The organism is Janthinobacterium rivuli, from assembly GCF_009208735.1.
Lineage (GTDB): Bacteria > Pseudomonadota > Gammaproteobacteria > Burkholderiales > Burkholderiaceae_D > Janthinobacterium.
This window is the reverse complement of the sequence record NZ_WFLJ01000019.1, coordinates 53,500-68,241: the sequence shown is the minus strand read 5'-3', so window position 1 is coordinate 68,241 and position 14,742 is coordinate 53,500. Positions and strand designations below refer to the sequence as shown.

The window sequence follows — 14,742 nt, the reverse complement described above, 5'->3', positions numbered from 1 at the left end:
CCGTTTTTATAATAAAAGGATCGTTTGATGGCGGATATAAATATAGTTCAGCAACATAAGCTGACAGCAGCAAAGGCGCGCGAAGCGGCGCAGCAAGTGGCCGACAAGCTGGCCCAGGAATATGACCTGGCGTGCGCCTGGGATGGCGATGTGCTGCGCTTCGAGCGCAGCGGCGTCGATGGTTCGCTGACCCTGGAAAAAGAGCAGGCGCAACTGCAAATCAAGCTGGGCTTCATGCTCAGCGCCTTCGCTTCCACCATCGAAGGCAAGATCGCCGAAAAGATGCGCAAGGTGTTTACCGAGCCAGCTTGACGGCCTGGCACCCGCTTGTCTGGCGCCATGTTTGGTGCTAGAAAACGTGTAGCAGCGATGGGCGAAAAGACGATGAAACCACGTCGCTTTTCGCCTTTTTTACGTCTGACTGTACGCTGGCGAACATTGCTAGCACATTTCTATTTGGAAAGCCATTGGACTTTGGTGGCTTTTTGCGTTATACTTGAGTCATATTTACAACAGCTACACCGCGTTTCACCTTCTGCTTCGCAGTACTCTCCGCTCGCTGAGTGGTGAATAATTCTTCGGGTTTTACACCCGCATCCAGTTAAAAGTAGCTTGGTCGATTTTTTCGGTCAAATACATTTGGTGCCATGTATTTGCATGGCGCTAGCGTTGTTAAAAGTCCTGAACCACAGCCTCTTTTAGCACGCACACGGCACCCCGGCACCGGCTTTGGCCATCCGCTGGTCACACGCGTGTCACCCCCTGTTTCCTGTCGCTCCCGTGCGCTTTTTTGCGCCGTGGCGTAGCCGACGCAACAGGGTTTGCTGATTCCCGTCGCAAGCTAGCAGCTTGCTGGGTTTCATTCCATTCGTCAAATCGAGGGAGAACCACATCGTGGCAAAACAAATCATTATCGACCATGTGTTCAAAGTGTTCGGCGACAAGCCAGAAGAAGCACTTGAGCTCGTCCGTCAGGGCGCCAGCAAGCAAGACATCCTGGCCAAGACCGACTGCACCATCGGCGTTTTCGACGCCACCTTTACCATTGAAGCGGGCGAGATCTTCGTCATCATGGGCCTGTCCGGTTCGGGCAAGTCGACCCTGGTGCGCATGCTGAACCGCCTGATCGAACCGACCGCCGGCCGCATCCTGATCGACGGCAACGACATCAATACCCTGCCCGACGCCCAGTTGCGCGCCCTGCGCCGCAAGGACATCAGCATGGTGTTTCAGTCGTTCGCGCTGCTGCCGCAAATTAGCGTGCTCGACAACACGGCCTTCGGCATGGAACTGGCCGGCATGCCCAAGGCCGAGCGCCATGCGCTGGCCCAGCAAGCTTTGGAGCAGGTAGGCCTGGATGGCTACGGCGCCAGCTATCCCGACGAATTGTCGGGCGGCATGCAGCAGCGCGTGGGCCTGGCCCGTGCGCTGGCCTGCGATCCATCGATTTTGCTGATGGATGAAGCGTTTTCCGCGCTCGATCCGATTATCCGTACGGAAATGCAATCGGAACTGCTGCGCTTGCAGCAAATCAAGCGCCGCACCATCGTCTTCATTTCGCATGACCTCGACGAAGCCATGCGCATCGGCGACCGCGTCGCCATCATGAAAGACGGCCACGTGGTGCAAGTGGGCACGCCGGAAGAAATCCTGCGTAAACCTGCCAACGATTACGTGCGCAACTTCGTGCGCGGCGTCGATGCGGCCGCCGTCTTCAAGGCCAGCGATATCGCCCGCAAGAGCCAGATCGTCGTCTCCGAGTCGCCGAGCCGTGGTTCGCGCGCCGCGCTGTCGATGCTGGAAGAGCAGGATCGCGCCTTCGCATATGTCGTCAATCCGCAGCGCAAGTTCCTTGGCGTCGTCTCGGCCGATTCGCTGCGCAGTGCGCTCGACGGCCATGTGGGGCCCTTGGGCCTGGCGCATGCCTATCTGCCGGACGTGCAGACCATCAATGCAGATGAGCCAGTCGCCGGCCTGTTCGGCCAGGTGGCGCAACTGCCTTACGCCGTCCCTGTGGTGGCCAATGACGGCAGCTTCCGCGGCGCCATCAGCAAGACGACCTTGCTGAAGTTCCTCGACCGCGACACGCCAGCCATTGCCGAACAACAACAGAAAGGACAAGCATGAACCCAAGCACCGTTTCCACAGTAGAACCTGTTGTTGAACAGGCCGCACAGATCAATCCCTGGGCGCTGACGCCGCCCACCGACGCCAGCACCGCGTGGCTGGACGCCGCCGCGCCTGCCGTGCAGCCGGAGCATGCGACCGGTTTTCACCTGACGCAGATTTTCGACGGCTCGCTGCCGCTGGAAAGCTGGATCAACCAGGGCCTGGGCTGGGTCGTTGCGCATTTCCGTCCCTTCTTCCAGGCCGTGCGCGCGCCGATCGACAGCGTGCTGTCCGGCGTGGAAGGCGTGCTGCTGGCGGCGCCGTCGCTGACGGTGATCGCCATCATCGGCTTGCTGGCGTGGCAATTTACCAGCCGCACCCTGGCCGTCGGCACCGTGCTGGCGCTGCTGGTGGTGTCGATGCTGGGCATCTGGCCGGAAGCCATGACGACCCTGTCGCTGGTGCTCACTTCCCTGGCGTTCTGTCTGGCCATCGGTTTGCCGTTGGGCATTTTCCTTGCCAGCAGCGACCGCGCGCAGAATATCCTGCGCCCCCTGCTCGACGCCATGCAGACGACGCCCGCGTTTGTCTATCTGGTGCCGGTGGTAATGCTGTTCGGTATCGGTAATGCGCCAGGCGTGATCGTAACGATCATCTTTGCCCTGCCGCCGCTGGTGCGCCTGACCAACCTCGGTATCCGCCAGGTGCGTCCCGACCTGATCGAAGCGGCCCGCGCGTATGGCGCCTCGCCGTGGCAGTTGCTGACCCGCGTGCAATTCCCGCTGGCCATGCCGTCGATCATGGCCGGTATCAACCAGTCGCTGATGTTGTCGCTGTCGATGGTCGTGATCGCCTCGATGATCGCCGTCGGTGGCCTGGGCCAGATGGTATTGCGCGGTATCGGCCGCCTGGACATGGGCCTGGCAACCGTGGGCGGCCTGGGCATCGTGCTGCTGGCCATTACCCTGGATCGCTTGACGCAAGCGATGGGCCAGCCACGCCGTGGCGTGCGCCATTGGTACCAGACGGGTCCTGCCGGTTTCGTGCTGCGCCTGGTGCGCGGCAACACGGAAAAAAATAATGTTGAACAGCAAGCTACGCTGGCCAACGCACAATAAAGGAACCACATGCATCAAATTGACAATTTTAAAGTGACGCAAAAATCGCAACGCAAGTTCCAGCTGTTTTCCGCCCTGGCGATCGCCGCCATGGCCCTGACCACCAGCCTGGCCATGGCGCAGACGCCGGCCGCGGCCGCCGATGCGCTGCCCGGCAAGGGCGTCAAGGTGCAGCCGCTGCAAAGCTCGATCGCGGAAGAAACCTTCCAGACCATGCTGGTCGACAAGGCCCTGGAAAAGCTGGGCTACGAAGTGCAGCCGATCAAGGAAGTGGAATATCCGACCGCGCATATTGCCATCGCCAACGGTGACGCCACCTTCATGGCCGTGCACTGGGACCCGATGCACAAGGATTTCTATAACAATGCGGGCGGCGACGCCAAGCTGTCCCGCACGGGCCAGTACGCCGGTCCCGCCGCGCAAGGTTATCTGATCGACAAGGCGACTGCGGAAAAGTACAACATCACGAATATCGACCAGTTGCGCGATCCCACGCTGGCCAAGCTGTTTGACCACGATGGCGACGGCAAGGCCGACTTGACGGGTTGCAACCCTGGCTGGGGCTGCGAAGCGCTGATCGAGAAGCACATGGATGCGTACAAATTGCGCGACACGGTGACGCACGTGCAGGGCAGCTATGCGGCCCTGATCGCCGATACCCTGGGCCGCTACAAGCGTGGCGAATCCATCCTGTACTACACGTGGACGCCGTACTGGGTCAGTGGCGTGCTGGTGCCGGGCAAGGACGTGGTCTGGCTGAAAGTGCCGTTCTCGGCCAATCCGGACAAGGTGAATACCCGCCTCGACGATGGCAGCGATTACGGCTTTGCCGTCAACACGGCACGCATCGTGTCCAACAAGGCCTGGGCGGAGAAGAACCCGGCCGCGGCCAAGTTGTTCGAAGTGATGCAATTGCCGGTGGCCGACATCAATGCGCAGAACGAGCGCATGCGTCGCGGCGAAAGCACGCAAGCCGATATCGCGCGCCATACGGCCGGCTGGATCAAGTACCATCAGAAAACGTTCGACGGCTGGATCGCGCAAGCGCTGGCGGCGGCGAAAAAGTAAGTTTACGGCGGATAACGGCGTAAAAAAAGTGGCTACCGGTTTGGTAGCCACTTTGACGTTAACGGCCTGTTTTTGTGGTTTTTGGTGAGTTTTCAGCCGTTTTCGGCCTATTTCTGCGTAAAACAGGCGTTGTCGGCGTTTAATCCTTCAAGTCGTCGATCAGGTCGATGTATTGCTGTTGCGCCTCTTCCTTCGAGGTGCCGGCCAGGGCCGCCCAGGCGTCGAACTTGGCGCGGTTGACGAAATCGGTCATGCCAGGGCGCTCGCCTGTGGCGTCGCCGCTCGACGCTTGCTTGAACAAGGCGTAGATTTTCAACAAGGTCATATTGTCCGGACGCTCGGACAGGGTCTTGGAATCGAGCTGCGCTTGTTCGAATTGCTCTTGTAAACTCATGATGGCTCCTGTGTGCTGATGGAATCGCTGGAAAAGTGCGGCAGGCCCGGCGGAGTGGCCACCGTGCGTGCTGCAGTGCCTGACATCATAGTGAAAAAAGCGCGCCGTGCATTAGAGGACACACTCAAAACAAAAACGCCGCCGCTGCGTGAACAGGGGCGGCGTCGCTACAGTCGCTTGAGCGCTGCGGAGTCGGTGCTTATACGCCCAGCAGTTCGACGTCGAAAATCAAGGTGGCGTTCGGTGGAATCACGCCGCCGGCGCCGCGTGCGCCATAGCCCAGTGCTGCCGGGATGATCAGCTGGCGCTTGCCGCCCACTTTCATGCCTTGCACGCCTTCGTCCCAGCCTTGAATGACGCGGCCGGCGCCCAGCGGGAATTCGAATGGATCGTTGCGGTCCTTGCTCGAGTCAAATTTCGAACCGGCGCTGCCGTCGTCATTTTGCAGCCAGCCCGTGTAATGCACGACAACATTGTTGCCGGCTTGCGCTTCAGCGCCTTCGCCAACGACGGTATCGATGTATTGCAGGCCGGAAGCGGTAGTGGTGGTGGTCATGATTATCCTTGTGTAGGCGATGAAAGCTTCAGATTGTAGAGCAATGAGTTGCAAAGCGCCATTCCAGGCCCGGCACAAGTAAAAACCGAAAATTACGGCGATGTGTGGCCGCCGGTAGTATTTAAGGGGGGATTTCGCACAATAAATACGGTGTTCCACGTAAAATGCATGTTTTGTATTTAACAGTGATTTCTTCCATGTTCCGCAGTCTACGCCGCCTTGTTTTTTCCTCGCTGTGCCTGGTTTCCGCAATATCGACGGCGCAAGCCGAAGTGGTGGTGGTGCTCAATTCCCGTGATGCTACGGTGCAACTGCTGGACCAGAAAACCTATGCTCCGCTGTCCACCTTTGCCGTTGGCAAGGAACCGCACCATCTGATGGAAACGCCGGACGGCAAGTCGCTGATCGTCGCCAGTTCCGTGGGCAATGAATTGATCTTCCTCGACCCCGTCTCGGGCCAGATCCAGCGCCGCATCAGCAACATCCTCGACCCGTACCAGATCGGCTTTTCGCCGGACCAGAAGTGGTTCATTTCGAACTCGCTGCGCCTGGACCGCATCGACCTGTACCGCTACGACGGCAAGAACCTGACCCTGGCCAAGCGCATTCCGTTGCCGAAACTACCCAGCCATATGGCGTTCACGGCCGACAGCACCATGGCTTTCATTACGCAGCAGGGCAGCAACCAGGTCAGCGCCATCGACCTGGCCACGCAAACGGTGAAATGGACCATGCCTGTCGGTCCGGCGCCAGCCGGCATCACGATGACGCCCGATGGCAAGCATTTGCTGGTGGGTATCATGGGCAGCGATTACGTGGAAGTGATCGACTGGCGCACGCAAAAGACCGTCAAGCGCATCAAGGCGGGCGCCGGCACGCATAATTTCCGCGCGCTCGGCGACAACCGCATGACGTTCGTCTCGAACCGCGTCTCGAACACCATCAACATCATCGACCAGCAAACCCTGGAAAACGTGGGCACCATCAACGTACCGGGCGGCCCGGACTGCATGGAAATCACCCCCGACGGCAAGACCATGTGGGTGACCCTGCGCTGGATCAAGAAGGTGGCCGTGATCGATTTGACCACGCGCAAGGTGATCAAGACCATCCCGGTGGGCCGCTCGCCCCATGGCGTGTATTTCGCCACCCACTCGCCGCGCATGTGATGAGCCGGTGATGATGAAACGCTTCATTTTCGCGGGCCACGCGCCCGCCATGCTGCTGTGCGCCAGCGCCATGCTGTCGCCCGCGCAGGCCGCCGCACCTGCCGCCGCACCTGTTGCCCCAGCCGCCTCTGCGCCTCCGGCAGCCTGCAAGGGCACCATCTACATGACGTTCGACACGGGCAGCCAGTCGCAGGCGCAACTGATCGCCGATGTGCTGAACAAGCGCCATGTGAAGGCGACGTTTTTCCTGGCCAATGAAAAGACCACGCGCGGCGACTATTCGCTCGACCCGTCGTGGGCGCCGTACTGGAAAGCCCGCGTGGCCGAAGGCCATGCGTTCGGCACGCATACGTTTGACCACGTGTACTGGAAGAAGGATCTGGCCAACGGCTTGATCCAGGTCAAGCCCCAGTTCGGCAAGGACGGCGGCAAGCTGGCCTCGTTCACCGATCAGCAGTTCTGCGAGGAACTGCGCCGCGTCGACACACGCTTCCAGGAACTGACCGGCCACAAGCTCGACCCGTTCTGGCGCGCGCCGGGCGGCTACACGTCGCCGCGCACCCTGGCCGCCGGCAGCGCCTGCGGCTACCAGCATGCGGGCTGGGCGCCGGCCGGGTATTCGGGCGATGAGCTGCCCAGCGACAAGTATCCGAACGCCACGCTGCTGAAAAAGGCGCTGGCGAACTTGCGCAGCGGCGATATTTTCATTGCGCACATGGGCATCTGGTCGCGCAAGGACGCATGGGCGCCGGCCAACCTGGACGCCTTGATTTCCGGCTTGCAAGACAAAGGGTTCTGCTTTGCCACCCTGCGCGAGCATCCTGCCTACGCGCAGAAGACGGGCCAGCCATGATCGCCGCCGACATCGTCAGCCACGTCACGCCCGTCATCGACGCCGTGGTCGACGCCTTTGGCGTGGCGCAAGGCTGGCTGTTCCAGACCATCGTCAATCCCCTCGTGTATCACCTGGGCTTTGGCGAATTCACGGAAGAAGCGTTCGAGGGCACGGAGTGGCTGCTGATCGGCTTGTGCGAACTGGTGCTGCTGTTTCTCGTGCTGCGTCCGCTCGAAGCCCTGATTCCCGCGCAAAAGATGACGGACCCGCGCGCCCGCTGGAACGACTTCATTTACACGGTGCTGCACCGCGTCGGCCTGTTTTCCGTCGTGGTCTTTTTCACGCTCGATCCGCTGATGGACGCATTGGCGGGCGCCTTGCGTTTTGACAATATCCATCCATTGAATCTGGAATCGCTGTTGCCCGGCATCAGTCCCTTGCTCAGTTTTATCATTTATTTTGTGATACTGGATTTCGTCGACTATTGCTACCATCGGGCCTCGCACCATTTCGGCTGGTGGTGGGGCTTGCACAGCCTGCATCACAGCCAGCAAAACATGAACTTGTGGAGCGATGACCGCAACCACTTGCTCGATGACTTCCTGCGCGACGTGGTGATGGCCCTGGTGGCGCTCGGCATCGGCGTGCCGCCGGGCCAGTACGTGCTGCTGGTGTCGATTTCGCGCATCCTGCAAAGCTTGCAGCACGCGAATGTGAGGATACACTTCGGCCGCATCGGCGAGCGGCTGTTGATCTCGCCCCGTTTCCATCGCACGCACCACGCGATCGGCGTGGGGCACGAGTCGAAAGGCAAGGGCAGCATGGGCGGTTGCAACTTCGGCGTGGTCCTGCCGATTTGGGATATGCTGCTGGGCACCGCGAATTTCTCGGCGGGCTATGCGCGCACGGGTGTGCGCGACCAGCTGGCCCGCATCGACAGCGATGGCGTGGGCCGGCCGGGGCGCAACTATGGCCGCGGCTTCTGGCAACAGCAATGGCTGGGCCTGCGCCGCATGGTGGAATTTGCAAGATTGAAACGAAAAGGACGCCGTTGATGCGTAATGTGCTGAATTCGTATGGCCGTGCTTTCCTGTCACAATTGCATGGCAGGATACTGCTGCTGAGCATGGCGCCCTTCATCCTGTCGCTGGTGCTATGGGGCGCATTGTTGTATGTGGGCTTGCAGCCGCTGATCGACAGCCTGCATGCGCTGTTCACGCAGTACGATTTCTTCCATACCAGCGGCCAGATGCTGGCCACCTTCGGCCTGGGCGCGCTGAAGGCGGTGATCGTGCCGCTGATCGCCATGTTCATGCTGCTGCCGCTGATGATACTGACGGCGCTCATTTTCATGGGCCTGTTCGCCATGCCGGCCATCGGCCGCCATGTGGGCGGGAGGCACTTTCCGCAGCTGGAAAAGAAACATGGCGGCAGCCTGCTCGGCAGCGTCGGTACTTCGCTGGCCACGTTCTTGCTGTTCATCGTCGTCTGGGTGCTCATGCTGCCCCTGTACGCGTTTCCGCCGGCCGCATTGGCGGGGCAAGCCGTGCTGTGGGGCTGGCTGACCTACCGCGTGATGGCGTATGACGCCATGGCCGACTACGCCAGCGTGGAAGAGCGCCACGCCATCATGCGCACGCAGCGCTGGCCCCTGCTGGCCATCGGCATGGTGTCCGGTGCGGCCGGCGCCGTGCCGGGCCTGCTGTGGATGGGCGGCGTGATGGCGGTGGTGTTCTTCCCCTTCCTGGCGGCGTTCGCCATCTGGCTGTATGTGCTGATCTTTATCTTTACGGGGTTGTGGTTCCAGTATTACTGCCTGGAAGCCCTGGCGCGCCTGCGCGGCCAGCGCGGCATGACGGACGTGGCGCCGGCGGACGCCTGACCATTTTTATCGAATTCTACGAGGAAGCTTCATGGCTATCGGATTGATCATCATCGGCGACGAAATCCTGTCGGGCAAGCGCACGGACCAGCATTTCCCGAAAGTGGTGCACATGCTCAAGCAGCGGGGATTGCAGCTGAGCTGGGCGGAATACGTGGGCGACGAACCGGCCCGCCTGGTCGCCTTGCTCAAGCGCAGCTTTGCCAGCGGCGACATCGTCTTCAGCTTTGGCGGCATCGGCGCCACGCCGGACGACCATACGCGCCAGGCGGCGGCCGATGCGCTGGGCTTGCCGCTCGTGCTGCATCCGCAGGGCAAGGAGAATATCCAGCAACGCATCACGGAAATGGGCGAAGAGGCGGGCGTGCCGGCGGACTTGAACTCGCCGGAAAACCTGCACCGCCTGAAAATGGCGGAATTTGTCGAAGGCGCCGAGCTGATTCCGAATCCGTACAACAAGATTGCCGGCTTTGCCGTGCGCGAGCATTATTTCGTGCCCGGTTTTCCCGTCATGTCCTGGCCCATGATCGAATGGGTGCTGGATACGCATTATGCGCACCTGTTCAACCAGGTGCCGCATGCGGAACATGCCTTGCTCGTGTATGAAACGGCCGAATCCCTGTTGACGCCGCTGATGGTGCGCCTGGAAGCGGAGTTTCCGCTGATTAAGGTATTCAGCCTGCCCAGCGTGGGCGACGCGCAGACGCGCCGGCATATCGAACTGGGCGTCAAGGGCGAGCCCGCGCAAGCGGCGGCCGCCTTCGCGGACATGCGCGCCGCGCTCGACGCGCTGCAGGCGGAATACACCACCATCTGACATGCAGCCGGTGCGGCGCCGGCGGCTTTTCCGCTGGCGTGCCGCCCGCCTTGCATCTTAGAGCCTATCCCAGTAGGGAGCGTCTTCTGCTGGCAGCGCATCAGGAGCGCGGACAAGGCGTGAGGAGGACGCGTGGCGAGCCACGCAACGACGATCAACGCAGTCCCCGCTTCTGAGGGGCGCCAGCAGGGGATGTATTCATCTACTGGGATAGGCTCTTAGTACGCAAGCGTACGTTCCAGGACGTTGTTTTTTTGCGAAAATCTTCAATGAAGCAAGATTTTTGTGCGCGCTCGTCAGTCGTTCTCATGCCGATGTGGTGGAATGGTGAACAGGAGCCTGGCGCGTCAAACGCGAGGTTGCCTGCCTGTGCAGTAGCGTGTTTTTTTGATTCACCGGTATGGACATCATGTTAAGCAAGCTTTGTTGTGACCGGCCCTGGCCGGCCCTGGTCTTATCCCGCGCGGAGCGGTATCGCTGCCGCATTTCCCGCGCCGTCCAAACCCAACCTTACCCCAGCATCCCATGAAAGACACAGGCGTCAATCTGGCCGCGCAAGAGCGGCCCCCCTCTGATCCACTCGCCGACACGGGCGCCGAGGCGCCGCCGCCGGCGAGTCCGCCGAAGAAGCGTCGTTCACGCATCTGGCCGATCTTTGCCATCATCGTGCTGGCGCTGATCGCCGGCGTGGCGTGGTTCGTCATGCGCGAAGTGCGCACCTCGGCCCTGCAGGCGGAATTTTTCACGCGCCTGGACCGCCAGCTGACTTTCAAGGTCGAACCCGGCCCTGCACCGGCGGGCGCCATCCGCTATCCGCAGCACGGCCCGTATGACGAGCGGCTCGGCTATGCCAGCCTGCCTGACTTCATTTCCAAGCTGAATGCGCGCGACTATGCCGTCACGGCGCAGGCGCGCATGTCGCCGAAAATGGTGCAACTGGTCGACCGGGGCATCTTTGCCACGTATCACGAGAAAAACCGCGCCGGACTGAGCATCCTCGATTGCCGCGCCGCGCCCCTGTTCGCGGCCAGCTATCCCGAGCGCATGTTCGACGGCTTCGCCGATGCACCGCAGGCGCTCGTGCAAAGCCTGCTGTTCATCGAAAACCGCGAATTGCTCGACCCTGGCACGCCCATGCGCAACCCGGCCGTGGAATGGGACCGCCTGAGCAAGGCGATCCTGGACAAGGCGCTGAATATGTTCGGCGGCCACCGGGGCGGCGGCGGCAGCACCCTGGCCACGCAAATAGAAAAATACCGCCATTCGGAAGATGGCCGCACCAGCTCCATGCAGGACAAGTTGCTGCAAATGATTTCGGCCAGCCTGCGCTCGTACCAGGATGGCGAAAACACCATGGAAGCGCGGCGCAAGATCGTCGTCAATTACCTCAATACCGTGCCGCTGTCGGCCAAGAGCGGCTTTGGCGAAGTGAACGGCATCGGCGACGGCATGTGGGTCTGGTATGGCCGTCCGTTCGCCGACGTGAAGACTTTGCTCAAGGGTAATATGGACCAGCCGGGCAGCGCCCTGGCCTACAAGCAGGCGCTGAGTCTCTTGATCGCGCAGCGCCGTCCCTCGCACTACCTGGTGGCCGGGGGCGCCGACCTGGAAGAATTGACCAACAGCCATCTGCGCCTGCTGGCGCAGGCGGGCGTGATCTCGCCGCAGCTGCGCGATGCGGCCATCGCCGAGAAGCTGCGCCCATCGACGGCCTCTGGCGTGCAGTCGGAAGCGTCGACCTCGTTCGTCACGCGCAAGGCCTCGAATGCCGTGCGCAACCACCTGGCCAGCATGTTGGGCGATCCGCGCTTGTACAACCTCGACCGCCTGGACCTGAAAGTGGTCAGCACGCTCGACGCGCAGGCGCAAAACGCCGTCACCAAGGTCTTGCGCGAGCTGCGCGACCCGGAAGTGGCGAAAGCGGCCGGCCTGACGGGCAAGGGCATGCTGGGCAATGGCGACCCCGCCAACGTGGTCTACAGCTTTACCTTGCTGCAAAAGGGCGAGCAAGCCAACTTGCTGCGCGTGCAAACGGACAATTTCGACCAGCCGCTCGACATCAACGAGGGCGCCAAGCTGGACCTCGGTTCCACGGCCAAGCTGCGCACTCTGGTGACTTACCTGGACATCATCGACCAGCTGCACCAGCGCTACGGCGGCATGGGCGCCGCCGAACTGAGTAAGATCGCCGTCGATCCGAAGGACATGCTGTCGCAGTGGGCGATTGCCTACTTGAAACCTTTGCCGCTCGGCGAGGCGAGGAATTTACCCGCCATGCTGGCGGCCGCCATGGAACGCAAATATTCGGGCAACCCGGGCGAAGGCTTCTTCACGGGCGGCGGCTTGCACCATTTCGGCAACTTCTCCAAGCTCGACGACAGCCGCATCATGACGGTGCAGCAGGCGCTGCGCCAGTCGACCAATCTGGTGTTCGTGCGCCTGATGCGCGACGTGGCCCGCTACTACATGTTCTCGCGTCCCGATTCATCGGCTTCGCTGCTGGCGGATGCGGACGATCCGCGCCGCGCGCAATATTTGAGCCGGTTTGCCGACAAGGAAGGGCGCGAATTCCTGCACCGCTTCTATCAGAAATACCGTGGCAAGAGCGTCGACGAGCAGGAAAAGATCTTATTGGCCAGCATCCGCCCGACCCCCGTGCGTCTGGCGAATATCTTCCGCACCGTCAATCCGAAGGGGACGGTGGCCGAATTCGGCGACTTCCTCAACGCCAACTTGCCGTCGCAAAACGAAGTACCGCCCGAGCGCGTGGCCAAGCTGTACCAGCAGTACGCGATGGAAAACTGGTCGCTGGCCGACCGCGGTTATCTTGCCAACGTGCATCCGCTGGAATTGTGGATGGTGGCTTACCTGCGCCAGCATGAAGGTTCCACCCTGTCGCAGATGGTGGCGGCCAGCGAAAAGGAACGCCAGGAAGTCTACAAATGGCTGTTCAATACGCACCGCAAGCATGCGCAGGACCGCCGCATCGCCAACTTGCTGGAAGTGGAAGGTTTCCTGGAAATCCACCGCCAATGGAAGAAGATGGGCTATCCATTCGACTCGCTCGTGCCGTCCTACGCGACGACCCTGGGCGCCTCGGCCGACCGTCCCGCCGCGCTGGCCGAGTTGATGGGCATCATCATCAACGATGGTGTGCGCAAACCGAGCGTGCGCATCGATTCCATGCATTTCGCCGCCAACACGCCGTATGACACCATGGTCAAGCGGGGCAGCAAGGTGGAGGCGGAGCAAGTGTTGTCGCCGGACGTGGCCAAGGCGGTCGCCAAGGCAATCCGCGAAGTGGTGTCGGACGGCACGGCGAAACGGGCGAAGACGGCGTTCGTCGGCGCCGACGGCGTGCCGATCCCGATGGGCGGCAAGACGGGCACGGGCGACCAGCGTTTCGACGTGTATGGCGCCGGCGGCCGCCTGATCGAATCGCGCTATGTGAACCGTTCGGCCACGTTCGTCTTCAATATCGGCGAGCGCTTCTATGGCAGCATGACGGCGTATGTGCGCGGACCGGAATCGAAGAACTACGATTTCACCAGCGCCTTGCCGGTGCAATTGCTGGTCTCGCTGGCGCCGAGCCTGATGCCGCTGATCGAGCCGCCCGCGTCGGCCGAAGGCGTGGCGAAGCAGTGCACGAATTAAATCGTTGCTGCAACTAAAAGCCGGCCCTCGCGGGCCGGTTTTTTTTGCACAGGAGTAAAAGAAATGGAAACAACGCAGCGCATTTTTGAGCAATACCACCGTTTTGACGATGGCGCGCTCGTCTCATTCGAGCAAATGTACGGGCCCCACGGCGTGCAGGCCGTGCGCATCGTCTTGTACGCGAGAAATCATGCATTGGAAGGCAACGTCTGGCGCCAGGTCGCCATCACGGTGGGCGCGGTGCGGGAAGTGCTGCTCAAGACTCAGGGTAACTTCATCAACCGCATCTGCTGCGGCGTGAAGTTGCTGCGTTTCGGCGACGTCTGGTGCGTCGACGTCGACGGCACGTATACGCACGATGATCCGGCGAGCTTGGAGGAGGTGCGCCGCGATGGCGATTGCTACGTCATCGGCGGCACGGTCGCGGCAATCGAACTGGACTAACCGGCAAACACGGCGGTCTTAGCTTCCAGGCGCGCGTGATACGCGGCGATGGCGGGATACGCGGGACGTTGCATGGGCGCCATCAGCCAGCGCTTGACGGACAGCCCCAGCACGATATCGGCCAGGGTGAACTGTTCGCCGCAGACAAAGGCGCCCGTGCGCTGCAATTGCTGCTCGAGGATGCCCATCATCTTGTTCCATCCGGCAATGCCGGCCGCCAGCTGCGCCGCATCCTGGTGCGCGGGGCTCTGGCGCACCAGCGACATGAAGGCGTAGCGCCAGCTGTTGTTCAGGTCGCCCATTTGCCAGTCCATCCATTTTTCCACTTGCGCGCGGGCGCGGGGACTGCTTGGCAGCAAGTCGTCGCGGCCGGCCTGGGCGCACAGGTAGCGGCAGATCGTGTTCGATTCCCACAGCACCAGGTCGCCGTCGACCAGCACGGGCACCATGGCGTTCGGGTTCAGGGCCAGGAAGGCCGGGTCGTCCGTGCTGCGAAAGCCGCTGCCCCAGTCTTCGCGTTCGTATGGCAGGTCGAGTTCCTCGCAGGTCCACAAGACTTTGCGGACGTTGATCGAGGCGGCTTTTCCAAGAATTTTCAGCATGCGGGGCTCCGGGGGCAGGTGAGTGATCTGCTACTGTAGCGGATTTGACCACGCCACGCATGTGAGATGCCTTGCATAGTTGAGGTTTTCTTGG

At 61.3% G+C, this 14,742-nt stretch carries 14 protein-coding genes; 11 read left to right on the top strand and 3 right to left on the bottom strand.

The window, feature by feature from the left end; genetic code table 11:
• Nucleotides 1-27: 27 nt before the first annotated feature.
• The 4 genes from GCN78_RS23045 (at nucleotide 28) to proX (ending at nucleotide 4,295) form a co-directional block, all read left to right on the top strand.
• Nucleotides 28-312, top strand: coding sequence for a polyhydroxyalkanoic acid system family protein (locus GCN78_RS23045; protein ID WP_034760280.1), 285 nt, complete (start codon nucleotides 28-30; stop codon nucleotides 310-312).
• Between the two features lie 582 nt (nucleotides 313-894).
• Nucleotides 895-2,127: a glycine betaine/L-proline ABC transporter ATP-binding protein ProV gene (gene proV, locus GCN78_RS23040; RefSeq protein WP_152253778.1), complete on the top strand. Its 1,233-nt coding sequence runs from the start codon at nucleotides 895-897 to the stop codon at nucleotides 2,125-2,127.
• Nucleotides 2,124-3,227: a glycine betaine/L-proline ABC transporter permease ProW gene (gene proW, locus GCN78_RS23035; RefSeq protein WP_152253777.1), complete on the top strand. Its 1,104-nt coding sequence runs from the start codon at nucleotides 2,124-2,126 to the stop codon at nucleotides 3,225-3,227. The genes proV and proW overlap by 4 nt, the downstream gene beginning before the upstream one ends.
• Before the next feature lie 9 nt (nucleotides 3,228-3,236).
• Entirely contained in the window at nucleotides 3,237-4,295 is a 1,059-nt protein-coding gene (gene proX, locus GCN78_RS23030) for a glycine betaine/L-proline ABC transporter substrate-binding protein ProX (RefSeq protein ID WP_152253776.1), read from the top strand.
• Nucleotides 4,296-4,434: 139 nt separating this feature from the next.
• Here proX and GCN78_RS23025 read toward each other — a convergent pair whose 3' ends face one another.
• Together GCN78_RS23025 and GCN78_RS23020 are read right to left on the bottom strand one after the other, a co-directional pair.
• Entirely contained in the window at nucleotides 4,435-4,689 is a 255-nt protein-coding gene (locus tag GCN78_RS23025; RefSeq protein WP_152253775.1) for an acyl-CoA-binding protein, read from the bottom strand.
• 199 nt (nucleotides 4,690-4,888) lie between these two features.
• Entirely contained in the window at nucleotides 4,889-5,245 is a 357-nt protein-coding gene (locus GCN78_RS23020) for an FKBP-type peptidyl-prolyl cis-trans isomerase (RefSeq protein ID WP_034760263.1), read from the bottom strand.
• A gap of 197 nt (nucleotides 5,246-5,442) precedes the next feature.
• Here GCN78_RS23020 and GCN78_RS23015 point away from each other — a divergent pair, with 197 nt between their 5' ends.
• The 7 genes from GCN78_RS23015 to GCN78_RS22985 all read left to right on the top strand — a co-directional run bounded on the left by GCN78_RS23015 (nucleotide 5,443) and on the right by GCN78_RS22985 (nucleotide 14,046).
• Nucleotides 5,443-6,414 (top strand): YVTN family beta-propeller repeat protein, encoded by a 972-nt coding sequence (locus GCN78_RS23015; protein WP_034760259.1) that lies wholly within the window; start codon nucleotides 5,443-5,445, stop codon nucleotides 6,412-6,414.
• Nucleotides 6,415-6,424: 10 nt separating this feature from the next.
• Complete coding sequence (locus GCN78_RS23010; RefSeq protein WP_226939783.1) at nucleotides 6,425-7,267, top strand: polysaccharide deacetylase family protein; 843 nt, start codon at nucleotides 6,425-6,427, stop codon at nucleotides 7,265-7,267.
• Nucleotides 7,264-8,304, top strand: coding sequence for a sterol desaturase family protein (locus GCN78_RS23005; RefSeq protein ID WP_152253774.1), 1,041 nt, complete (start codon nucleotides 7,264-7,266; stop codon nucleotides 8,302-8,304). The genes GCN78_RS23010 and GCN78_RS23005 overlap by 4 nt, the downstream gene beginning before the upstream one ends.
• Nucleotides 8,304-9,131: an EI24 domain-containing protein gene (locus GCN78_RS23000; RefSeq protein WP_152253773.1), complete on the top strand. Its 828-nt coding sequence runs from the start codon at nucleotides 8,304-8,306 to the stop codon at nucleotides 9,129-9,131. Before GCN78_RS23005 ends, GCN78_RS23000 begins: the two co-directional genes overlap by 1 nt.
• 31 nt (nucleotides 9,132-9,162) lie before the next feature.
• On the top strand, nucleotides 9,163-9,948 hold the full coding sequence (locus GCN78_RS22995; protein ID WP_152253772.1) for a competence/damage-inducible protein A: 786 nt from the start codon (nucleotides 9,163-9,165) through the stop codon (nucleotides 9,946-9,948).
• Between the two features lie 525 nt (nucleotides 9,949-10,473).
• Nucleotides 10,474-13,602, top strand: a complete 3,129-nt coding sequence (locus GCN78_RS22990; RefSeq protein ID WP_152253771.1) for a transglycosylase domain-containing protein — start codon at nucleotides 10,474-10,476, stop codon at nucleotides 13,600-13,602.
• Between the two features lie 63 nt (nucleotides 13,603-13,665).
• Nucleotides 13,666-14,046 carry a hypothetical protein gene (locus tag GCN78_RS22985; RefSeq protein WP_152253770.1) on the top strand — a complete coding sequence of 127 codons (381 nt, stop codon included), beginning with the start codon at nucleotides 13,666-13,668 and terminating at the stop codon, nucleotides 14,044-14,046.
• Here GCN78_RS22985 and GCN78_RS22980 read toward each other — a convergent pair.
• Entirely contained in the window at nucleotides 14,043-14,648 is a 606-nt protein-coding gene (locus tag GCN78_RS22980) for a glutathione S-transferase family protein (RefSeq protein WP_152253769.1), read from the bottom strand. The two genes, GCN78_RS22985 and GCN78_RS22980, sit on opposite strands and share 4 nt — an antisense overlap.
• Nucleotides 14,649-14,742 lie beyond the last annotated feature (94 nt).